This window comes from Desulfoscipio sp. XC116 (assembly GCF_039851975.1).
In the GTDB taxonomy this organism is placed as follows: Bacteria; Bacillota; Desulfotomaculia; order Desulfotomaculales; family Desulfallaceae; genus Sporotomaculum.
Genome location: NZ_CP156660.1, coordinates 2,157,455 through 2,178,789, shown reverse-complemented (window position 1 = coordinate 2,178,789; position 21,335 = coordinate 2,157,455). Strand labels below are relative to the sequence as shown.

The 21,335-nt window shown below is 50.1% G+C and carries 22 protein-coding genes; 20 read left to right on the top strand and 2 right to left on the bottom strand.

What is annotated here, in order from left to right:
- Nucleotides 1-82 precede the first annotated feature (82 nt).
- From accB to ABDB91_RS10395, 11 genes are all read left to right on the top strand, one after another.
- On the top strand, nt 83-2,017 hold the full coding sequence (accB, locus tag ABDB91_RS10445) for an acetyl-CoA carboxylase biotin carboxyl carrier protein (RefSeq protein ID WP_347487584.1): 1,935 nt from the start codon (nt 83-85) through the stop codon (nt 2,015-2,017).
- A gap of 9 nt (nt 2,018-2,026) precedes the next feature.
- Nucleotides 2,027-3,376, top strand: a complete 1,350-nt coding sequence (gene accC, locus ABDB91_RS10440; RefSeq protein WP_347487582.1) for an acetyl-CoA carboxylase biotin carboxylase subunit — start codon at nt 2,027-2,029, stop codon at nt 3,374-3,376.
- 73 nt (nt 3,377-3,449) lie between these two features.
- A complete protein-coding gene (locus ABDB91_RS10435) occupies nt 3,450-3,845 on the top strand; it encodes an Asp23/Gls24 family envelope stress response protein (protein ID WP_347491578.1) in 396 nt (131 codons plus the stop codon).
- Between the two features lie 15 nt (nt 3,846-3,860).
- Nucleotides 3,861-4,394 (top strand): alkaline shock response membrane anchor protein AmaP, encoded by a 534-nt coding sequence (amaP, locus tag ABDB91_RS10430; RefSeq protein ID WP_347487581.1) that lies wholly within the window; start codon nt 3,861-3,863, stop codon nt 4,392-4,394.
- Between the two features lie 17 nt (nt 4,395-4,411).
- Nucleotides 4,412-4,633: a DUF2273 domain-containing protein gene (locus ABDB91_RS10425; RefSeq protein WP_347487578.1), complete on the top strand. Its 222-nt coding sequence runs from the start codon at nt 4,412-4,414 to the stop codon at nt 4,631-4,633.
- An 8-nt stretch (nt 4,634-4,641) separates the two neighbouring features.
- Nucleotides 4,642-5,046: a transcription antitermination factor NusB gene (nusB, locus tag ABDB91_RS10420; protein ID WP_347487577.1), complete on the top strand. Its 405-nt coding sequence runs from the start codon at nt 4,642-4,644 to the stop codon at nt 5,044-5,046.
- Nucleotides 5,047-5,307: 261 nt separating this feature from the next.
- Complete coding sequence (locus ABDB91_RS10415) at nt 5,308-6,159, top strand: sulfide/dihydroorotate dehydrogenase-like FAD/NAD-binding protein (protein WP_347487575.1); 852 nt, start codon at nt 5,308-5,310, stop codon at nt 6,157-6,159.
- A complete protein-coding gene (gene gltA, locus ABDB91_RS10410; RefSeq protein ID WP_347487574.1) occupies nt 6,159-7,574 on the top strand; it encodes an NADPH-dependent glutamate synthase in 1,416 nt (471 codons plus the stop codon). Before ABDB91_RS10415 ends, gltA begins: the two co-directional genes overlap by 1 nt.
- Nucleotides 7,575-7,698: 124 nt before the next feature.
- Nucleotides 7,699-8,895, top strand: coding sequence for an exodeoxyribonuclease VII large subunit (gene xseA / locus ABDB91_RS10405; protein WP_347487571.1), 1,197 nt, complete (start codon nt 7,699-7,701; stop codon nt 8,893-8,895).
- 28 nt (nt 8,896-8,923) lie between these two features.
- A complete protein-coding gene (locus tag ABDB91_RS10400) occupies nt 8,924-9,778 on the top strand; it encodes a tetrahydrofolate dehydrogenase/cyclohydrolase catalytic domain-containing protein (RefSeq protein ID WP_347487570.1) in 855 nt (284 codons plus the stop codon).
- A 159-nt stretch (nt 9,779-9,937) separates the two neighbouring features.
- Nucleotides 9,938-10,570: a cyclodeaminase/cyclohydrolase family protein gene (locus ABDB91_RS10395; protein WP_347487569.1), complete on the top strand. Its 633-nt coding sequence runs from the start codon at nt 9,938-9,940 to the stop codon at nt 10,568-10,570.
- A 77-nt stretch (nt 10,571-10,647) separates the two neighbouring features.
- Here ABDB91_RS10395 and ABDB91_RS10390 read toward each other — a convergent pair whose 3' ends face one another.
- The gene (locus tag ABDB91_RS10390; RefSeq protein WP_347491577.1) at nt 10,648-10,881 is read right to left on the bottom strand and encodes a type II toxin-antitoxin system RelE/ParE family toxin; all 234 of its coding nucleotides are present in this window, start codon (nt 10,879-10,881) and stop codon (nt 10,648-10,650) included.
- A gap of 91 nt (nt 10,882-10,972) precedes the next feature.
- A complete protein-coding gene (locus ABDB91_RS10385; protein WP_347487568.1) occupies nt 10,973-11,278 on the bottom strand; it encodes a type II toxin-antitoxin system RelB/DinJ family antitoxin in 306 nt (101 codons plus the stop codon).
- Between the two features lie 349 nt (nt 11,279-11,627).
- On the opposite strand from ABDB91_RS10385, the gene xseB reads away from it, so the two are divergent.
- From xseB to recN, 9 genes are all read left to right on the top strand, one after another.
- Complete coding sequence (xseB, locus tag ABDB91_RS10380; RefSeq protein ID WP_347487566.1) at nt 11,628-11,855, top strand: exodeoxyribonuclease VII small subunit; 228 nt, start codon at nt 11,628-11,630, stop codon at nt 11,853-11,855.
- Nucleotides 11,856-11,857: 2 nt separating this feature from the next.
- Nucleotides 11,858-12,748, top strand: a complete 891-nt coding sequence (locus ABDB91_RS10375) for a polyprenyl synthetase family protein (RefSeq protein ID WP_347487565.1) — start codon at nt 11,858-11,860, stop codon at nt 12,746-12,748.
- A 1,076-nt stretch (nt 12,749-13,824) separates the two neighbouring features.
- Nucleotides 13,825-14,400 carry a hypothetical protein gene (locus tag ABDB91_RS10370; protein WP_347487564.1) on the top strand — a complete coding sequence of 192 codons (576 nt, stop codon included), beginning with the start codon at nt 13,825-13,827 and terminating at the stop codon, nt 14,398-14,400.
- A gap of 43 nt (nt 14,401-14,443) precedes the next feature.
- Entirely contained in the window at nt 14,444-16,363 is a 1,920-nt protein-coding gene (gene dxs / locus ABDB91_RS10365) for a 1-deoxy-D-xylulose-5-phosphate synthase (protein ID WP_347487562.1), read from the top strand.
- Entirely contained in the window at nt 16,341-17,189 is an 849-nt protein-coding gene (locus tag ABDB91_RS10360; protein WP_347487561.1) for a TlyA family RNA methyltransferase, read from the top strand. Before dxs ends, ABDB91_RS10360 begins: the two co-directional genes overlap by 23 nt.
- Nucleotides 17,186-18,052, top strand: a complete 867-nt coding sequence (locus tag ABDB91_RS10355) for an NAD(+)/NADH kinase (RefSeq protein WP_347487560.1) — start codon at nt 17,186-17,188, stop codon at nt 18,050-18,052. Before ABDB91_RS10360 ends, ABDB91_RS10355 begins: the two co-directional genes overlap by 4 nt.
- A complete protein-coding gene (locus ABDB91_RS10350) occupies nt 18,045-18,647 on the top strand; it encodes a class I SAM-dependent methyltransferase (protein ID WP_347487559.1) in 603 nt (200 codons plus the stop codon). Before ABDB91_RS10355 ends, ABDB91_RS10350 begins: the two co-directional genes overlap by 8 nt.
- Nucleotides 18,644-19,099, top strand: coding sequence for an arginine repressor (gene argR / locus ABDB91_RS10345; protein ID WP_347487557.1), 456 nt, complete (start codon nt 18,644-18,646; stop codon nt 19,097-19,099). The genes ABDB91_RS10350 and argR overlap by 4 nt, the downstream gene beginning before the upstream one ends.
- 5 nt (nt 19,100-19,104) lie before the next feature.
- Nucleotides 19,105-20,808 (top strand): DNA repair protein RecN, encoded by a 1,704-nt coding sequence (gene recN, locus ABDB91_RS10340; protein ID WP_347487556.1) that lies wholly within the window; start codon nt 19,105-19,107, stop codon nt 20,806-20,808.
- Nucleotides 20,809-21,335: the final 527 nt, after the last annotated feature.

Below are 21,335 nucleotides of genomic sequence, written 5' to 3'. Positions count from 1 at the left end.
TGAAACGAAGTTATATAATTGCCTATATGAATCAGGTTGTTAACTGATAGCAGCCTGTTTTTTTTTATGGAGGGGATTGAGGATGGCTGGAGTGAAAATTACCGATACAACGCTGCGGGATGGCCACCAGAGTTTATGGGCCACCAGGATGGCTATTCCGGATATGCTGCCCATTGTGGAAAAACTGGACACGGTAGGCTACCATTCGTTGGAGGTATGGGGCGGCGCTACCTTTGATGTATGCTTGCGCTATCTCAATGAAGACCCCTGGGAAAGGCTGCGTACTTTAAAACGATACATTAAACGAACGCCACTGCAGATGCTGTTGCGGGGCCAGTCACTGGTCGGTTACCAGCACTACCCGGATGATGTGGTGGAGGCATTCGTTTTCAAGATGGTGGAAAACGGCATCGACATCATCCGGGTTTTTGATGCCTTGAACGATATACGTAATATGGAAACAGCAATGCGGGCGGGTAAAAAGGCGGGCGCCCATGTGCAGGCTTCAGTTGTGTATACCGTCAGCCCGGTGCATACCATCGAACATTACCTGGAAACTGCTGAAAAGCTGGCGGAAATGGGCGCGGATTCCATTTGTGTTAAGGACATGGCCGGTCTTTTGACTCCCTACCAGGCTTATGAATTGGTGAGCAGGCTAAAGCAAAAACCGGGTTTGCCCGTGCAGCTGCACAGTCACTATATAGGCGGGCTGGCTTTGGCTACTTATCTGAAGGCGGTGGAGGCCGGAGTGGATGTTATTGACACCGCCGCGGTGCCGCTGGCTTTCGGTGCCTCCCAACCCCCGGTGGAGACCGTGGTGCGGGCGCTGCAGGGCACTTCGTACGATACCGGGCTGGATATGCGGCTGCTGTTTGACATTGCCGGTTATTTTGAAGAACTGCGGGAGCAAAAGGGTAAGGATCGGGGTGTGACCCGGATCAACGACATGCGGGTATTTGAACACCAGGTGCCGGGCGGCATGATTACAAACCTGGTTTCCCAGCTTAAGGAACAAAAGGCGGCCCATCTGCTGCCACAGGTATTGGAGGAAATCCCCAGAGTACGCCGGGAGCTGGGTTATCCGCCGTTGGTGACGCCTACCAGCCAGATTGTGGGTACCCAGTCGGTGCTCAATGTGCTTACCGGAGATCGTTACAAGCTGATTCCCGGTGAGGTTAAAGCATACATACAGGGGCTCTACGGGAAGCCGCCCGCATCCCTGGACGAAGCGGTGGCCCGCCGGGTGCTGGGTGATAAACAGCCTGTTACCTGTCGGCCCGCTGATTTACTGGAGCCACAGTTGGAGAAGATTAAATCGGAAACCAGGGGATTGGCACAATCAGATGAAGATATACTTTCTTACGCTATATTTCCTCAGATAGCTAAAAGGTTTTTTGAAGCACGTAATAAAAGCAGTGCCGGTGATAACACAAAAACAGGTAAAACTGCGGATACCGCTAATATCGATAGCAACCGGACAGATGCCGCCAGGGAGGTTAATGATATGGATGTACAGCAAATTAAAGAATTAATCAGCTTAATTAATCAGACCGATATAACTGAATTTTCTCTGAAAAGTGACGGCGTTAAACTTTCCATCAGGAAAGCAGGCGCTTACGGCAATGGGGATAATGAGGCGTCCGCAATGGCTGAGACCGCCTCGTCGGCTGATGGTGCAAGCGGACGCCGGGCCGATACGTCCGACATAGCTCCCCGAGCGAAGGAAAAGGGTTCCCGCTTGCTTGATGCAGACGTTAAAATGGACACGGCATTGGCCGGTACGGTAGTCAAAGCCCCCATGGTGGGTACATTCTATAGCTCTCCGGCCCCTGACGCCGACCCCTTTGTTGAAGTGGGCACTCGGGTGGCCAAGGGTCAGACTCTCTGTATACTGGAAGCCATGAAGCTGATGAATGAGATTGAAGCCGAGGTTTCCGGCACTGTGGTGCAGATACTGGTGGAAAACGCTCAAGCTGTGGAATATGGCCAGCCAATGCTGGTTATCCAAGAAGATTAGGTGGTATAAATGATTAGCAAAATATTAATTGCCAACCGTGGCGAAATCGCGGTCCGGGTAATTCGGGCCTGTCGGGAAATGAACATTGCCAGTGTAGCGGTTTATTCGGAGTCCGATCGGGACAGCCTGCATGTGCGTATGGCCGATGAGGCGGTGTGTATCGGCCCGCCGCTTCCCGGGCGCAGTTACCTTAATATTTCCAACGTTATCAGTGCCGCGCTGGTTACGGGGTCTGAAGCGGTGCATCCGGGTTACGGTTTTTTATCGGAAAATGATAAGTTCGCCGAAATGTGCGCTGCCAATGGTCTGATATTTATCGGTCCTCCGGCTCGCGCCATGCGTCTGATGGGCAATAAAGTGCAGGCACGGGAAACCATGCTGGCCTCCGGAGTACCTGTGGTGCCCGGCTCCCGGGGCATTATCGGCGAAGCCCGGCAGGCACTGCAGATTGCCGGTGAAATTGGCTACCCGGTACTGATCAAAGCCTCCTCGGGCGGCGGCGGCAAAGGTATGCGGGTGGCCCAGTGCGAAGAAGAAGTGGCCGAGGGCGTATTGATGGCTCGCTCCGAGGCAACGGCCGCCTTTGGCAGCGGAGATATCTACCTGGAAAAGTACGTGGAAGAGCCCCGGCACATTGAGATACAGCTCCTGGCGGACAATTACGGTAACATTGTGCACCTGGGCGAAAGGGACTGTTCCATCCAGCGGCGCAACCAAAAGATTATAGAGGAATCACCTTCCGCGGCGGTGGACGAAGAACTGCGCCGGCGCCTGGGTGAGGCCGCGGTGGACGCGGCCCGTGCAGTAGGTTACCGCAGTGCGGGTACGGTGGAATTTTTGCTGGATAAGCATGGTAATTTTTACTTTATTGAAATGAACACCCGCATTCAGGTGGAACACCCGGTGACTGAAATGGTTACCGGCATTGACCTGGTTAAAGAACAAATCCGTATTGCCGCCGGGGAAGAGCTGGGTTATGCGCAGGAGGACATCCGGTTTTCCGGCTGGGCTATCGAATGTCGGATAAACGCCGAGGATTCGGAGCGCAATTTCATGCCCTGCCCGGGTAAAATAACTTCCTTTCATCCCCCCGGCGGGCCGGGAGTGCGCTTGGACAGTGCTATTTTTGCCGGTTGGGAGGTGCCTTTGCATTACGATTCCATGCTGGGCAAGTTAATCGTTTGGGGGCGGGATCGCCATGAAGCCGTGGCGCGCATGCAGCGGGCCCTGGATGAATTGACTATCACCGGGGTGCAGACGATCATTCCCTTTCACCGGCGCATATTACGCAACGCTTTCTTTCGCCGGGGAGAGGTTTATACCAACTTTATTCAGCGCCGGATAATACCGCAGGGCTAATTGCGGTATTTTTCCTCCTCTGGTATAATAGCTTAAATCGTATCAAAGAGGGGGCTACAAAGTGGAGCAGGAAATGGTTATGAGCGAAGAGAAAAATAGTTGCGGTTCCATACGTATTGCAGATGATGTTGTGCGTATCATTGCCGGGCTGGCAGCCACCGAGGTGCCCGGAGTGGTCAGTATGAGCGGTGGTGTGGTGGGAGGCATTACGGAAAAATTAGGCCGCAAAAACCTCTCCAAGGGTGTTAAAGTGGAAGTGGGAGAAAAGGAAGCGGCGGTGGATTTATTTATCGTGGTGGAATACGGTTCCCGCATCCCCGATGTGGCGGCTAAAATACAGGACGCGGTAAAAGGCGCCGTTGAGAAAATGACCGGTTTGGCAGTGGTGGAGGTAAATGTAAATGTACAGGGTGTGGCTTTTGCCAATGAATTAAACGAAGAAGAAGGCAACAACAACCGGGTAAAATAAAATTGGAGGGTGCACATGGGTCCCTTTGACCGCGGCATACTTGTATTGTATACTTTTACTTTAACATTGCTTTTTCTGGCCTTGGGCGCTTGGCTGGCCGGCTGGCCGGACCTGGTGCAGCGGCTTTGGGGAGAGGTTAATACCCGCTCTTATCAGGAAATTTTATGGGCCTTGCTGCTCGTGTACTTTATTATGGGCCTGCGTCTGTTGTGGAGAAGCTTAAAGCCCGAGCGTAAAAAACAAGCCGTGGTGCAGGAGGGTGGTCTTGGTCAGGTACGGGTTTCCCTGGCGGCCATTGAATCGCTGTCGGAAAAAACGGTTGCTGCCGTGCCGGGTATTAAAGAAGTCAAGGCCAAGGTGGAGGCATCATCGCGGGGCGTGGCATTAAATTTAAAATTAATCACCGCTCCGGATATTAATATCCCCACGGTTTCGGAGGACATACAGCGTGAGGTTAAGGACAGTATATATAATGTGGCGGGGTTAACGGTGTCCGAGGTGCGGGTCTCGGTGGAAAGCTTTGTAGCAGTTAAACCCAGGGTGGAATAATAGGGAGTGGCTCGTTGATGAATTACCTGGAATATCTCCTGGAATGGATGGTCATGCACCGGGGTAAAATAATTGGTGTGCTGGTAGGTTTGTCGATAAGCCTATCCGTGATTTTCTGGGGGGTTTTAAAAACTCTTTTTATAGTGGTGTGCGTGGTATTAGGCTACCTGGGCGGCAAGCAATTGGACGATCAGGTGAATATAAAAGACCGGCTGTTGCGCTTGCTGGGGGAAAGGTGACATAATAAATGGGTAGAAGACAGTCCAGGGAATCGGCGATGCAGGTGCTGTACCAGGTGGAAGTGGGCAAAATGGCCGTGGATGATGCATTGCAAAATATTCAGGAAAATTTTGTGCTTAGCGAACCCGATCTGGAATTTGCCGGCCTTCTGGTACATGGAACTCTGGATAAACTTGACGAGCTGGATAAAACCATTGCCGGGCATAGCCGGGAATGGCAGGTGGAGCGGATGGCTGCTGTGGATAGAAATATCCTCCGGCTGGCTTTGTATGAAATGCTGTATGCCCGGGATATACCAACCAATGTATCCATTAATGAAGCTGTGGAGATGGCCAAAAGATTTGGCGGTGAAGAATCAGGTAAGTTTATTAACGGCATTTTAGGTGCGGTAGCCCGCCGTAATCGGGCATAACATTGTTCTGTCAATAATCTGTGCGGGGTATTAAATTCCGACGGTTTTTTGCCGGTTATACTGTTTTAAAAAATTAAAAATTTTGGGGGACGGTTACTTGGCATGCGGCAAAGTTAACCGTTCTTTGTTTGTATTGGTGTTCTAATAGCAAAATTTTGTTTACTGGCTAATTGATTGCAGGAATCGGGTATCTGGCCTAGAAATACTTTATTATAAGACTTTTCTGTTATAAAAAGTCACGAGGGAGGGAAAGGAAGTTCTATGTTTAAAATTTTAGAAAAACAAGTGTTTTCGCCAATAATCAAACTGTTTGTTGTCGAAGCGCCCAAGGTTGCTAAAAGTTGCCAGGCCGGTCAGTTTATTATTTTGCGAATCAATGAAGAGGGTGAAAGAATCCCTTTGACCATCGCTGATTTTGACCGGGAAAAGGGCACGATTACCATTGTATTCCAAGAAGTGGGCAAAACCACCAAGCAGCTGGGTGCTATGGAAGCAGGAGATTACATTAAAGATTTCGTAGGTCCGTTGGGCGAACCCACCCACATGGAAAACTTAGGTACCGTGGTTTGCGTGGGTGGCGGTGTCGGCGTTGCGCCGGTGCATCCCATTGCCCGGGCGTTTAAAGAAGCCGGCAACCATGTTATTGGTATCATGGGGGCCAGGACCCAGGAATTAATGTTCTGGGAAGATAAAATGAGAGCAGCCTGTTCGGAACTGCTGGTTACCACTGATGACGGCTCTTACGTGCGTAAAGGTTTTGTTACCGATGTCTTAAAAGAAGTCATTGAAAGCAAAGGCAAAGAAAACATCCCCCTAGTCATTGCCATTGGACCCCAGCCCATGATGCGGGCGGTCTGTAACATGACCAAAGAATACGGGGTTAAAACCATAGTCAGCTTGAACGCGCTCATGGTGGACGGCACGGGTATGTGCGGCTGCTGCCGGGTTTCCGTGGGCAATGAAACCAAGTTTGTCTGTGTTGACGGTCCGGACTTCGACGGACATCAGGTGAACTGGGCCGAGTTGTCCTTGCGCTCCGGTTACTTTAAACCGGAAGAGCAAAAGGCATTGGAACGTCATGAGTGCAAATGCGGATGTGGAGGTGGCAAATAATGGCCGAAGAGAAAAAAGCTAAGAAAAAAATTATACCCAATAAAAACCCCATGCCGACTCAGGACGCGCTGGAAAGAGCCCGGAACTTTAATGAAGTGGCTCTGGGTTATGATGAGGAGATTGTTGTTCTTGAAGCTCAGCGCTGCTTGCAGTGTAAAAATGAGCCCTGCCGGCAGGGCTGCCCGGTGGAAGTGAATATTCCCGCATTTATCAAGCTGGCGGCCGAAAGGGATTTCGACGGCGCTATTAAAAAAATCAAGGAAAAAAATGCTTTACCGGCGGTCTGTGGCCGGGTGTGCCCGCAGGAAAACCAGTGCGAGAAATACTGTACTTTGGCTAAAAAACATGAAGCCGTAGCTATTGGCCGTATTGAACGTTTCTGTGCCGACCGGGAACTGAAAAAAGGTGCAACGCTGCCTGATGTAGCTCCGCCCACCGGCAAAAAGGTGGCTATAGTGGGTTCAGGCCCTTCCGGTTTGACCTGCGCTTCCGACTTGGCCAAGCTGGGGCACGAAGTCACTGTATTTGAGGCCTTGCATGTGGCGGGCGGTGTGTTGATGTACGGTATTCCCGAATTCCGTCTGCCGAAAGCGGTGGTGCAGGCCGAGGTGGAAAACCTGAGAAAAATGGGTGTTAAAATTGAGGTTAACTCGGTGGTGGGTAAGTTTACCACTGTAGATGAGCTAATGGAAAAAGGCGGCTTTGACGCGGTGTTTATCGGCACCGGTGCGGGCCTGCCTTACTTTATGAGAATTCCCGGGGAAAATGCTTGTGGCGTGTACTCCGCCAATGAATTTTTGACCCGGACCAACCTGATGAAAGCTTATCAGTTCCCCGAGTGGGATACACCCATTAAAATAGGCAAAAAGGTAGCCGTGCTGGGCGGCGGCAACGTGGCTATGGACGGTGCCCGCACCGCGCTGCGCCTGGGCGCCGAAGAATCCTGGATTGTATACCGGCGCTCCCATGATGAGCTGCCGGCCCGCAGGGAAGAAGCCGAGCACGCCGAGGAAGAGGGCGTCAAGTTTGCCTTTTTGACCAGCCCGGTGGAAATAATGAGCAACGAGGCCGGCTGGGTAACCGGTATGAAATGCATTAAATTCGAGCTGGGTGAGCCCGACGCTTCAGGCAGACGCCGCCCCGTACCCATTGAAGGGTCCGAATTTGTAATGGATGTGGACACTGTGGTAGTAGCCATCGGTCAGGGTCCCAACCCGCTGGTGCCCAGAACTACCAAGGGCCTGGAATTAAATAAAAAAGGCAATATCGTAGCTAATCTGGAAACCGGGGCCACTTCCAAGCCCGGTGTATTTGCCGGTGGCGACGTGGTCACCGGCGCGGCCACCGTTATCCTGGCCATGGGTGCCGGGCGTACCGCGGCCAAGTCGATTCACGAGTATTTAAGCAATAAGTAGTTGGTTGATTTAAAACACCCGGCACCGGGGAGAGCCGGTGCCGGGTGTTTTAACAATATCGGAGGGATAAAGCACGGGCCGGAACGTGAGCGGGAGCTAATAGCTTAGATAAAGGAACTGATGCATGCAGATATTTACTGTGCGGCAATTAACCGGGCACATCAAAGGGCTTTTGGAAAATGACAATCGCCTGGTTGATTTATGGGTCAAGGGCGAAATTTCCAATTTTAGAAAAGCTGTCTCCGGGCATATTTACTTTACACTAAAGGATAATTACTCCTGTATTAGAGTGGTTATGTTCCGCTCCCGGGCCAGGTATATGCAGTGCAGTCCGGGAAACGGCATGGCCGTGCGGGTCAGGGGTTATGTGACTGTTTTTGACCGGGACGGCCAATACCAGCTGTATGCCGAACAAGTGGAACCGGACGGCACAGGGGCACTTTTTGCCGCCCTGGAGAAATTGAAAAAGCAGCTGGCCGACGAAGGACTGTTTGATGACAGCCGCAAAAAAACACTGCCCCGCTTTCCGCGAACTATTGCTGTCGTAACCTCGCCTACCGGCGCGGCGGTGCGGGATATGCTGCATATATTGCAAAGGCGCTGGCCGCAAGTCAATATTATACTGGCCCCCGTGGCGGTGCAGGGAGATGCGGCCCCCGGGGAGATATCCAAGGCAATGACCCGGCTAAATAGGCTGAATAGTGTGGAATTAATTATCGTAGGCCGGGGAGGCGGCTCCCTGGAAGAACTGTGGGCTTTTAACACCGAGCCCGTCGTTAGAAGCATCGCGGCTTCACAAATACCGGTCATATCGGCTGTGGGGCACGAAACAGATTTTACTTTGGCGGACCTGGCCGCCGATTTACGAGCTCCAACACCCTCGGCGGCGGCGGAATTGGCGGTGCCCGACCGGCTGGAGATGAAGAGGCTGGTGGATATGCACAGGGCGCGGCTAAACAGCGGCCTGGGCCGGCAAATCCACGCTTACCGGCAGAGGTTAAACCACTGCTCCAGGTCCCGGGTATTGGCCAGGCCGGTGGATATGCTGGTTGAACAGCGGCGTCAGGCGGTGGATACACTGGAAAGGCGGTTGGCCGGAAATATCCGGTCTGTCACAAACAGCTTGGATAATCGCCTGGCGTTGCTGGCGGGACGGCTTGATGCTCTTAGTCCGCTGGCTACGCTGGCCCGGGGCTATAGTTATGTTTTGGCTCCGGACGGTTCCATGTTGCGTGACAGGCGGCAGGTACAGACGGGCGATCCGGTGCGGGTGTATTTGCACCGGGGAAAGATAAAGTGTGTGGTCAAGGAAATTGAGTAAAATGAAAAAAGAGGGGGAGGAAAATTCAATGGCTGCGACCCTTATTGACGGCAAAGCGATAGCGGCTGCCATCAGAGAAGAAGTAAAAGCCGAGGTGGCACAATTAAGGGAAAAAGGTATTGCGCCCAAACTGAATGTGCTGCTGGTGGGGGATGATCCCGCTTCGGTGGTATATGCGCGTTCGAAAGAAAAATCTTGCGGCAACGTGGGTATTAACTTTGAATTGAAAACCATGCCGGGTTCCACTGGTGTTGAAGAAGTGCTTGCTGTTATCGACGCCTGGAATAAAGATACCGGTGTGCACGGTATTATGATTGAGCTGCCTCTGCCTAAAGGCATGGATAAAAAGGTGGTTCTGGAGGCCGTTGATCCCAAGAAAGACGTGGACGGCTCCCATCCCATCAATCGCGGCTATATCTTGAGCGGCGGTGAAGGCCTGTTCCCGGCTACCCCCCAGAGCTGCATTGAAGTTATGCTGCGCTCCGGCATTGAAATTAAAGGCAAAAATGCTGTTATCGTTGGCCGGGGTGAAACTGTGGGCAAACCGTTGGTCTTTATGATGCTCAACCAGAATGCCACTATTACCGTGTGTCACACTAAAACCGCTGATTTAGCCTATCATACCAAACAGGCTGATATCATTATTGCCGCGGTGGGCCGGGCTAAAATGGTTACCGCCGATATGATCAAGCCGGGCGCTGTTGTAGTGGACGCCGGAATTAATCCTGCCGAGGGCGGCGGTATTTGCGGTGACGTGGACTTTGAAAACGCCAAGGAAGTGGCGGGCGCCATCAGTCCCGTACCTGGCGGGGTGGGCAGTCTGACTACTGTGCTGATTCAGAAAAACGTACTTAAGGCCATTAAGCTGCAGGGTCTTGCATAAGGAAAGAAAGTGAACTCGTTCGGCTAAAGCTGAACATCGAGGCTTCAGATGGGGATTCTACCCCATCTGAGGTAAAATAGGAATTCCCGCTTATAGAAGTGGGAGTCTCGGAATTTGATCAATTCTTTCAGAAAGAGAATTATAAAATGAGGTGATTCCGTGAGCGAGATTTATGATTTCCCATTCCGTAAGGTAGTAGCGGTATCCGCGTCTGACGCCCCGACCCCCGGCGGTGGCAGCGTGTCGGCTTTGGTTGGTACTCTGGGTGTGGCCATGACTGCTATGGTGGGCAATCTCACTGTAGGCAAGCCCAAGTTCAAGGATGTGGAGTCCGAGGTAAAGGAAATTACCGGTGCGGCTTATTTTATCATAAACAAACTGGAAAAATTAGTGGCTGCGGATATAGCCGCTTTTGGCAAGTTTATGGACGTTTTCCGCTTGCCTAAGAATACTGACGAAGAAAAAGCCAAACGGGAAGAAATGATGCAAAAGGCACTAAAAACCGCCACTGACACTCCTATGGATATAGCCCGTGCTTTGCTGGAAGCACTGGAAATTACCGACCGGTTGGCTAAGATCGGTAATAAAATGGCCATCAGCGATGCCGGTGTGGCGGCATATGTGTGTGAAGCGGCTCTTAATGCGGTGCTCTTGAGTGCCGATATTAATATCCCTATGGTTAAAGATGAAGAGTATGTAAAAAATATATTGGCGGAGAAAGAGCAGCTGGTAAGTAAGGCCGCAGAATTAAAAGAAAAGGCCGTGGCAGTGGTGCGGGAGAGGATGAAATAATATATAATTAATGTGCGGGGCTGTATAAGCCCTTTTTTTTTGCGCTATTGCTTTTTACCGCTGGATACACTTAACCATTACGCTTTTGTATGCTTCCCCAATTCCTTATCAACATCCCGACCACCATACATAACACGGATTATTGTCACAACGCCACTGTCTTCGTTGGGAATATAAAACACACAGTAATTATCAACGGGCATAACACGCAGACCACGGCTGCGCCACGGCTCTTTATCGTATTCATGAAACCGCTCCGGCATCTGGTCAAGACTTATAATGCCTTCTTCCAAGCGGTTTAGTTGACCGATGGCATTCCCTGCGGATAGCAGATTGAAAGAGATGTATTCAAAAATTCCTCTAAGTCCGCATCCGCCTGTTCGGAGATCCTCACCTCATATGTCATAATTTATATTCCTTGCGGATATCTGCAAATGCTTTATTCGCCGACTTAGTATGCCCCTCAAGCATATCCGTATAACCTTTCTCCAGTTCGTCATTCAGCTGTGCTTCCGTTAATTGGCTGATGTCCACAGGCTGAGTTGCCGGGATTTTCAGTTCAAAAGGAATCCCTCTCTGTATGATTATCTGTTTGTAAAACATATTGATGGCATTGGAAACAGGAATACCAAGTGCGGATAAAATTCTTTCCGCCTGTTCCTTTACTTCTGGTTCGATCCTTGCGTATAAGTTAGCGGATTTTGCCATAATGACATTGCTCCTTTCGCATATCATGCGTCAAAAAACTTCCTGTTTATATTATGCATAGTTGTGCGTACAATAGCAATACATCTTCAAAAATTTTTATTGCGATGCATTGAAACTGCCTTAGAGAAGTGTTCTGCTGCCTTTTATGACAAAATCAAAGAACGGAGTGAGCCACTGTGATAACCAACTAAGCGGATTTTTGTTTATCTTTTACATTATCAATACTTCTTTTTTGCACTGCTATTGCTTCTTTGCTGAGATATGCTTAAAACTATGGTTTATGCCGGCTAATTAATATATAATTTAAAGACAATTGTTAATCCAGTAAATTGGGGGTTATTGGGTAATAATGAATAAGAATGCTTTTACTTTTGAAGATGCGCTGGCTCGTTTGGAAGTTTTGGTCAATCGTTTGGAAGAGGGCAATCTATCGCTTGAGGAGTCGTTGGAGCTGTTTGCCGAGGGTATTAAACTTACCAAACAGTGCAGTAAACATTTGGAACAGGCTGAAAAGCAAATTAGCATATTGATGGAGGATGATAACGGTCAAGCTGTTATCAGAGAAGAGGAGCTATAAATATGGGTTTCAAAGAGGAATTGGCCAGGCAGGCGGGTATTGTGGACAAGGCTCTTAATGACTATCTGCCGCCGGCCGGCAGTTACCCCTCCGTGATTCACGAGGCTATGCGCTACAGCGTTTTTGTCGGCGGCAAGCGGCTTAGGCCGGCCTTGGTGCTGGCTGGGGCCCGGGCTGTAGGTGGCAATGAAAAAACTATGCTGCCCGCTGCTTGTGCGATAGAACTGCTGCATACGTATTCGTTGGTGCATGATGATCTGCCGGCCATGGATAATGATGATTTGCGCCGGGGCAAGCCCACCAATCATAAGGTGTATGGTGAAGCCATAGCCGTGCTGGTGGGTGATGCGCTGCTGACCTCGGCTTTCGGGCTTTTGGCCGGGCTAACCAGGACCGGGCCTTTTAGTACGGGTGAGGTGGTACAGGTAATTGCCGAAGTGGCTGAGGCGGCCGGCACATCCGGTCTAATCGGTGGTCAGGTAATGGACATACTATCTACCGGTAAGTTGATCGATAAGCAAACCTTGGAGTACATTCATACCCGTAAGACAGGTGCATTGTACAGGGCATCGGTGCGGGCCGGAGCTATATTATCCGGAGCCGGCCCCGAGCAGCTGAATGATCTCACTGTTTATGCCGAAAAACTGGGGCTGGCTTTTCAAATTATTGACGATATACTGGATATTGAAGGGGACGAGCAAAAGCTGGGCAAGCCTGTAGGCAGTGACACCAATAACCAAAAGGCTACATATCCGGCGTTGTACGGTATGGCGACAGCCAGAACCAAGGCTCGGCAGGCGGCGGAGCAGGCTATCGCCGTATTGGCCTCTTTTGGTGCCGAAGCTGATTTTTTGCGCGAGCTGGTCCGATTTGTGTTGCATAGAGAACATTGATAGCCGCACCCATCAAGGCGACGGAAGCTTTCCTGAAAGTCATTCTCGCTGTGGTATTGTACCTGGGGATATGGATAACTATTCTAAACAGGGGCATTGACGAACGCGACTCAGCGCGGGGTCATTAAATATAGACATCGGTGCAAAATTTATGCCGGACGGCGGGAATAGGTGTTTGTCGCTCCGGTTAGCATCATGTTATAATTATTCACTGAAAGAGCTTTATTATTATTGAACAAGTGATGCAGTATCCTAGTCGGGAACCCTTTTTTGAAGGCGGGCCTAAAAATCCGTCAAGGGCACATCGATGAAGTTCCTGGTGCTGGCTGCCGACGCCCAGTTGGGGGTTGGTACTGGGAGTTAAGGGGGCGGGGCGACCCGCAATGGCATGTGGGCGTTGACCCTGCCCCCGTGGAGACCCAAGTGCGTGGCGGTTTGCCAACAGCAGCCGCTATGGCTTGGGAGTAAACCTGCACGTGGGGAAAGCTGCGTGCAGCGTAGCCTGCCTTGAGTGGTGCCGGTGGAGGCCTTTTAAGCGGGACATTGCATATGGGCCCATACGTAATGTGCCGTGAGTTTAAACCGTCATTGCAAAAGAGGCTAGGAAAAGGTACTCCTGTTGAGGAAAACTCCTAGGCTGTCCGATGCATCGGGACGGTACGGGGATTGCAGTGTGGACTAAGTGGTAATCCAGCCCCGAAATGAAAACTTTTCGGAATTTCGTTTAATGGGAAACCGCCGGTATGGTGACAGCCGGTACGAAGTTGGGAAAACCTGCTGGACCTAAGCCACAACATTTACCCGTGCGGTCGTCACTTGTTCGTATACATAAATCGGTGCCCGGGTTTAAAAAGACCGGGACACCTTCATATATTAGGCTGTCATACATTCCAACAGCTAACCGTCGCCAATACTTTCACTGTTTAATCGGGAGATAAGCGGCGCTAAGCTACTGGATAACAACTTCTAATTCAGCGAATTGGCAAACACACCTTTTTTGGAATGAATGTCCCTAATTAAGGGTTCATATGTCCGGAGAGTGAAAAACCAACCTGAATTAAGAATTTGTTTACGGAGTGAAAAGTTTGAAGAATAACAAGTCTACGGTTTCCGGCAAGTTTGTTGTATTTATCGGTTTTATTTCTTTTACCTTTGCCGCGTTTTTCTTTTTATTATCACAGTTTTTATCCGAAACTTTGGATAGCCCGGCTTTTTCGTTCTTCCTGTTGATTTTCATTATATTATTTGGTATTGCTGCGGATGTTATCGGTACCTCGGTGGCTGCGGCGGATGAGGCTCCCTTTCATGCCAAGGCGTCAAAGAAAGTTGTCGGGGCTCGTGAAGGTGTGTTTTTGATTCGCAATGCCGATCGGGTGGCTAATATAGCAAACGATGTAATAGGTGATATAGCAGGTACGGTCAGCGGTGCGCTGGGTATTGCCCTGGCATTGCAAATTATGACTCTTCGGGAGGATCTTAATCGATTTGTATTGAATATGATGATAACGGCACTAATTGCTGCCTTTACCGTGGGGGGTAAGGCTTACGGTAAAAAAATCGCCTTAAGCAATTCCAACGGGGTAATTTTTTTTGCAGGCAGGATTATAGCTGCTTTCAGTAGTATAACGGGTATAGGATTAGTGAAAAAATAAATCAACTCCTGAAACAAACCTGACAACAGGATGAGGTGAAACCTTGGGCAGGTATCTGGATAAAATAAATTCCCCCTGTGATGTGCGGGCTCTCGCTGCCACCCAGCTGGAAGAGCTGGCCGGGGAAATCAGAGAAGAAATTATTGCTACCGTAGCTAAAAACGGTGGGCATCTGGCTCCCAACTTGGGGGTAGTGGAGCTGACTTTGGCACTGCACCGTACCTTTCACACGCCTCGTGATAAAATCATCTGGGATGTGGGCCACCAGTGCTATGTGCATAAATTAATAACCGGTCGGCGGGAACAATTCAGTACCCTGCGCTGCTTCGGCGGGCTGAGTGGATTTCCCCGTCCGGATGAAAGTAAACACGATGCTTTCGGCACAGGTCACAGCAGCACATCCATATCAGCGGCCCTGGGTATGGCGTTGGCCAGGGACTTAAAGGGCGACCGGCACGCCGTGGTAGCGGTGATCGGCGATGGGTCAATGACCGGAGGAATGGCCTTTGAGGCGCTCAATCACGCCGGGCACCTGAAAAAAGATCTGATTGTAGTGCTTAACGATAATAAAATGAGTATATCAGCTAATGTGGGGGCCATGTCGGGTTATCTGAATCGTATGCGTACCGATCCCAAGTATTCCCGCAGTAAGGATGAAATTGAACAATTACTGCGCCGTATACCGTCCATTGGCTCCAGGGTAGTAAAAGTAGCTGAACGGCTTAAGGACAGCTTTAAATACCTGGTGGTGCCGGGTATGCTTTTTGAAGAAATGGGTTTCACATACCTGGGACCTATAGACGGACACAATATTTCCTCCATGCTGAACACCTTTGAACAAGCTAAAGGGCTGGGTGGCCCGGTACTGGTGCACGTGGTCACGGAAAAGGGGCGCGGATACGCGCCTGCGGTGGAAAAGGCGGATAAATTTCATGGCATTGGGCCTTTTGATATCAGCTCCGGCAACTGTTTAAAAAAAAGTGATATCAGTACGTATACGGAAATTTTTGGCCGTACACTGGTTGATCTGGCTGAACAGGACCCCGCTGTAGTCGGTATCTCCGCTGCCATGTGCAGTGGCACCGGTCTTGGCAAGTTCGCACAAAGATTTCCCGGCAGGTTTTTTGATGTAGGTATTGCCGAGCAGCATGCGGTAACTCTGGCCGCCGGCTTGGCCAGCGAGGGATTAAAACCCGTGGTGGCAATTTATTCTACATTTTTACAGCGGGCTTATGACCAGATTATCCATGATGTGTGTCTGCAAAAGCTGCCGGTGGTGTTTGCCGTGGACCGCGGCGGTATTGTAGGTGATGACGGTCCCACCCACCATGGTTTGTTTGACGTTTCATATTTACGCGGCATTCCCAATATGACTGTTATGGCGCCGTCCGATGAAAACGAGCTGCAGCACATGCTGCATACCGCATTGCAATTAAACGGCCCGTGTGCGCTGCGCTATCCCCGGGGCACCGGTTTGGGGGTAGCTCTTGATTTGCACAGCCGGGCTATACCCGTGGGTCGGGCCGAGGTGCTTGTCGAAGGTAAAGATATCACTTTGCTGGCTGTGGGCAATATGGTGCCGGTGGCTCGCCGCGCGGCGGCTGTGTTAAAAGAGCGGGGCGTGCTGGCTGCCGTGATCAACGCCAGATTTATTAAACCACTGGACAAGGAATGTATCATTCGGTGGGCCGCAATTACCGGCCGTTTGATTACGGTAGAGGAAAATATACTGGCGGGCGGTTTTGGCTCGGCCGTATTGGAATTACTTGCGGCCAAAGATATGTCCGGTACACAGGTTAAATGTTTGGGTATCGGGGATATATTCGTAGAACACGGCAGTCAGTCGTTTTTGCGGAAAAAATACGGGCTAACACCGGAAAGCATAGTTAATCTGGCCATGCAAATGATTGGTTCCCGCAAAGCCAGGGGCAGGAAGATAATTGGCTTGGGCGGAGGCGCGTGAAAAAGTGGCGGAGAAGAAAAGGATAGACGTACTGCTCGTGGAAACAGGCTATTTTGATAGCAGGGAAAAAGCCAGAGCCGCTCTGATGGCCGGAGATGTTACGGTTAACGGTGCAATTGTCGATAAGCCGGGGCAAAAGGTGCAGGCCGGCAAAGAGGATATAACTATTAAGCAAAAAATGCCTTATGTCAGCCGGGGCGGCTACAAACTGGCCCGGGCACTGCAAGTTTTTCCCATTGATATGCGGGGTAGAGTAGTTTTGGATATTGGCGCGTCCACCGGGGGATTCACCGATTGTGCTCTGCAAAACGGTGCCGCTGCGGTATACGCGGTGGATGTAGGCTATGGCCAGATAGCCTGGTCACTGCGTTCCGATCCCCGCGTGCAAGTGCTGGAACGTACCAATATCCGGTATATGGAGGACGACGTGTTCACAGTTGGTGTGCCGGACCTGCTCACCATTGATGTTGCCTTTATTTCACTGGCGCTGGTGCTGCCCCGGGTAGATTACCTGCTGAACAGTTATGAAGGTGTGGCTTTAGTTAAGCCGCAATTTGAGGCCGGCCGCAAAGCGGTGGGCAAGAAAGGTGTTGTTAAGGATCCGGCAGTGCACCGGGAAGTGCTGCATAATATTGTACATAATGTCACGTGTTTAGGTATGGCGGTGCTGGGCGTTGATTATTCACCGGTCAAGGGACCGGAGGGCAATATTGAATATTTGCTGTATTTTAAAAAACCCGCCCATAATGCAGACGGGTTATCTGTGTTAATTGACCGGGCGGTATCCGAGGCGCACCGTAATTTATCCGGAGGAACGGAACATTGAACACCATTGGCTTGCTTTCTAATTTAGCAAGAGAAAAAATAATACGCTTGGTTAACGATATTGATGCCTGGCTGGCTTGCAGGGGGGTTGCTTTACAACTGGATGATGAAACCGCCGGGCGAGTTGACAGACCCCCGGTTGGCTGTACCCGGGCTGAATTGGTGCGGCGTGTCGAGTGTTTGGTAGTGCTGGGGGGGGATGGCACACTGTTAAGCAGCGCCAGGCTGGCGGCTCCCGTAAGTGTACCGGTATTTGGCGTTAACTTGGGGCACATGGGGTTTCTTACCGAGGTGGATACACCCAGGCTGTATGAGGCTATGGAGTGCTTGCTGGCCGGAAGGTATATAATTGAGGAGCGAATGATGCTGCAGGCCGGCGTTGTGCGGGACGGGCATACTTATGAGCCTGTAAATGGCTTAAACGACGCTGTAATTGCCAAAGGGGCTTTCGCCCGTATGATTGTTTTTGATACTATGGTGGACGGGCAGCTGTTTAATACATATCACGCAGATGGGGTAATTATCTCTACCCCTACCGGGTCAACGGCATACTCGCTTTCAGCCGGTGGGCCGTTGGTGGTGCCTAAATTAGAGCTAATGCTGGTGACCCCCATATGTCCGCATGCTTTATGGGCCAGGCCGCTGGTTATAGCCGCGGATAGTGAGGTGCAGGTGACTTTGCGTTCCAAGCAGGGAGAAGTAATGCTGACTATGGATGGTCAGCATGGTATGGGCCTAAAATGCGGGGATGTGGTAAATGTACGCAAAGCCATGCACCGGGCTAAATTTATCAAACTAAACAATCGAACATTTTTTGATATTTTAAAGGAAAAATTAACAGAGGGAGACGGGGCCAATGTATAACAAACGGCCCGTTAACTTTGCCGGTGTACGGGGAAATGCCGTGCTTTTAGCGCAACAGTTTGTGGGTGAGGTACTGCATAAAGGCTGTGTGGCGGTGGACGCCACAGCGGGCAATGGCTATGATACTCTTTTTTTAGCAAATATAGTGGGGGAAAGCGGCCGGGTTTATGCCTTTGATATTCAGCAAGCGGCTCTCGACATTACAGCCCGGCGTTTAAAACAATTTGGCTTGGAAAACAACGTAAAACTAATTCATGACGGGCATGAAAACATGAATCTACATATTGATTCCCCGGTGGATGCCTGCACATTTAATTTAGGCTATTTACCCGGCGGCGATCATAATAGTATAACCGGGCCGTCTACTACCGTTAAGGCATTGCAAATCGCGCTGGATCTGCTAAAGCCGGGCGGGAGAATCAGCCTGGTAGTGTATACGGGCCATCCTGGCGCCGGAGAAGAAAGCCGGGCTGTGGAGGAAATGGCGGCGCAGCTTAATCCCTCTCTTTTTGGCGTGCTTAAGGTTACATTTATCAATCGGTCGCTATCGGCCCCTTTTTTAATCTTTATCGAAAGGGTGAAAAAAGAAAAGTGAAAACCTGGCGCCATAAAAAAATATTAGAGCTAATTAAAGAAAAGGAAATCAGCACTCAGGAAGACTTGGTCGCCGTGCTGCAAAATGCCGGGTTTTTAGTTACTCAAGCCACCGTATCCAGGGATATCAAGGAATTGGGTCTTATAAAGGTGCCCGGTAACTCCGGCATATCACGCTATACAGTGCCGGGTGAACCGATGAATCCCAGGAATGAAGACAGAATGAAGAGACTTTTCAGAGATTCGGTGGTTTCTTTGGATTACAGTGAAAACCTGATTATCATCAAAACTTTGCCGGGCGAGGCCCAGGGAGTTGCTTCTACTATTGATAACGCAAGCTGGCCGGAGGTAATCGGTACGGTGGCCGGGGATGATACCATACTGATCGTGATTAAGCCCAAAAAAATGACCCACGCCATCATAAAGAAATTTATTGCCCTCACCGGGAGGTGAATGGTGTGCTGATTTCATTATACATAAAGCATTTTGGATTAATTGATGATGCGGAAATAGAGTTTGGCCCGGGGCTTAATGTGCTTACCGGTGAAACCGGGGCGGGTAAGTCCATAGTGCTCGAAGCTTTGCAAGTTGCGCTGGGTGGCCGGGCACAAACCGAATTAATACGCACCGGGCGGGACCGGGCACTGGTTCAGGTCGCCTTCGACATTAATCGCCTGCCGTGGGTTCGTAAACGCTTATTGGAAGACGGTCTGGATACGGATGAGTACGAGCCCGACATGATAATTTTAAGTCGGGAAATAAATCGCCAGGGCCGCAACCCCTGCCGCATAAACGGACGGATAGTCAACCTGGGTATTTACCGGGAAATCGCCGGTCTAATAGTGGACATACATGGACAGCATGAACAGCAATCTTTGCTGGCGGCGGACAAGCAGCTGCAGCTGTTGGACAGATTTGGCGGCGCTCAAGTGCTAAGTTTATTGCAGGATACCGGGCAGGCTTATCGGCAGTGGCGCAGAAACAAAAGGCTCAAGGAAAAAATAACCGGCGGTTTCAGGGAAAGACAACAGCGCGTGGATATGATTAAGTATCAGATGGAAGAAATAGATGCGGCCCGTCTGGCCGATGAAAATGAAGAGGAAATGATCAGGCGGCGCGATGTCTTGGCCAATGCCGAAAGAATATCGCTCCTGGCGGAGCAGGTGTTGACGAATATACACAACGGCTCCAACCGCCGCCCTGCTGCCGTGGATCTGTTGGGCGAGGCTAAAAACAATCTTGATGAACTTTGCCGGTACATGCCCGAATTGAAAAGCGCTCAGGATAATATTTTTTCCGCCCTGTGCCTGGTAGAAGAAACTACCCGGGAATTGGCTACCTGCAGGGATAACGTGGAGGCCGACCCGCATGAGTTAAATTATATTGAAGAAAGATTGGCTTTGATTGACCGGTTAAAAAAGAAATATGGGCGGACTATTGCTGATGTACTGGCTCACAGGCAGCAGATTGCCGGTGAGTTGGAGGAATTACTGTCATTAGAGAACGACGCAGTCGGTATTGACGATCTGCTGCAGAAAAGTGAGGAGGATTACTACACGCTGGCCGGACAGCTTGAAACGGGCAGGATAGAAGCAGCAGCCGGTCTGGAGCGGGCTATCGAGCAGGAACTCGGGGATTTGGCTATGAACAGCGTGCAGTTCATGGTACAGGTTTCCACTACCGATCCGGGACCTCATGGAAAAAATGCAGTGGAATTTCTTATATCTCCCAACCCGGGAGAACCGTTGCGTCCGTTGGCCAAAAGCGCCTCCGGCGGAGAATTGTCCCGGGTTATGCTGGCTCTTAAATCAATACTGGCCGCGGCTGATGAAATAAACACCTTGGTTTTTGATGAAGTAGACGCCGGTATCGGAGGGCGCACACTGCAGGCGGTAGCAGAGAAAATGGACCGGTTAAGCCAGACCAAGCAAATTCTCTGTGTAACCCATGCAGCCGCCGTAGCGGCTTACGCGGCCAAACATTATTTAATCAGTAAATCAACTGACGACGGACAAAGAACGGTAACATCAATTACATCTTTGACCGGAGAAGAGCGCATCCAAGAGCTGAGCCGCATGCTGGGCGGTGACCAGGAGTCGCAAGCCCTTTCCAACCACGTACGCGACTTGCTGCGCTGCCGAAAGATTGGTGCCGGGTGTTGAAAATGTTGAAAGTTGAAATTTTGTTGAAAGGTTAAGAGATTTAAACGAAATCTCTTAACCTTTTTGTTTATAATATAAATAATTTTTTATATGATGATCGGATGGTGGTTGGCATTTTATAACTTGTTGCCCCCAAAAAGCCGGTCATTTTTAATTTCAATATGTTACAAAACACAGCCGGACCGCTTGCACGCTGGTTATGCCAATGTGCGGCACTTGAGGGCGGAATAAATGAGCCTGAATAAGGCTAATTTAAAAACAGCACATTATTTAAACATTAATATCGAGGGGTGGTGATTTTTTTAGAAAATTATTTCAATAACCCAGTTACAATGTTCATATTGTAAAATTTCCGGCAAGGGGGTATGTTGTCTGAATCACAGCAATCAAAACAATCAAAGCAAATCTTTGGGACCAATATTTATACTAGTATTTGTTTTAACGGCAACTTTAATTACCCTTCATTCTTATTGGCATTATTTTCTCCCTAATAGGCAGTATATAAATGTAGGCGATAACATTGCTGC

What these genes read in the sequence shown, in the direction of transcription:
- accB (WP_347487584.1), top strand. Translation starts at nt 83, where the DNA reads ATGGCTGGAGTGAAAATTACCGATACAACGCTGCGGGATGGCCACCAG.
- accC (WP_347487582.1), top strand. Translation starts at nt 2,027, where the DNA reads ATGATTAGCAAAATATTAATTGCCAACCGTGGCGAAATCGCGGTCCGG.
- ABDB91_RS10435 (WP_347491578.1), top strand. Translation starts at nt 3,450, where the DNA reads ATGGTTATGAGCGAAGAGAAAAATAGTTGCGGTTCCATACGTATTGCA.
- amaP (WP_347487581.1), top strand. Translation starts at nt 3,861, where the DNA reads ATGGGTCCCTTTGACCGCGGCATACTTGTATTGTATACTTTTACTTTA.
- ABDB91_RS10425 (WP_347487578.1), top strand. Translation starts at nt 4,412, where the DNA reads ATGAATTACCTGGAATATCTCCTGGAATGGATGGTCATGCACCGGGGT.
- nusB (WP_347487577.1), top strand. Translation starts at nt 4,642, where the DNA reads ATGGGTAGAAGACAGTCCAGGGAATCGGCGATGCAGGTGCTGTACCAG.
- ABDB91_RS10415 (WP_347487575.1), top strand. Translation starts at nt 5,308, where the DNA reads ATGTTTAAAATTTTAGAAAAACAAGTGTTTTCGCCAATAATCAAACTG.
- gltA (WP_347487574.1), top strand. Translation starts at nt 6,159, where the DNA reads ATGGCCGAAGAGAAAAAAGCTAAGAAAAAAATTATACCCAATAAAAAC.
- xseA (WP_347487571.1), top strand. Translation starts at nt 7,699, where the DNA reads ATGCAGATATTTACTGTGCGGCAATTAACCGGGCACATCAAAGGGCTT.
- ABDB91_RS10400 (WP_347487570.1), top strand. Translation starts at nt 8,924, where the DNA reads ATGGCTGCGACCCTTATTGACGGCAAAGCGATAGCGGCTGCCATCAGA.
- ABDB91_RS10385 (WP_347487568.1), bottom strand. Translation starts at nt 11,278, where the DNA reads ATGGCAAAATCCGCTAACTTATACGCAAGGATCGAACCAGAAGTAAAG.
- xseB (WP_347487566.1), top strand. Translation starts at nt 11,628, where the DNA reads ATGAATAAGAATGCTTTTACTTTTGAAGATGCGCTGGCTCGTTTGGAA.
- ABDB91_RS10375 (WP_347487565.1), top strand. Translation starts at nt 11,858, where the DNA reads ATGGGTTTCAAAGAGGAATTGGCCAGGCAGGCGGGTATTGTGGACAAG.
- ABDB91_RS10350 (WP_347487559.1), top strand. Translation starts at nt 18,045, where the DNA reads ATGTATAACAAACGGCCCGTTAACTTTGCCGGTGTACGGGGAAATGCC.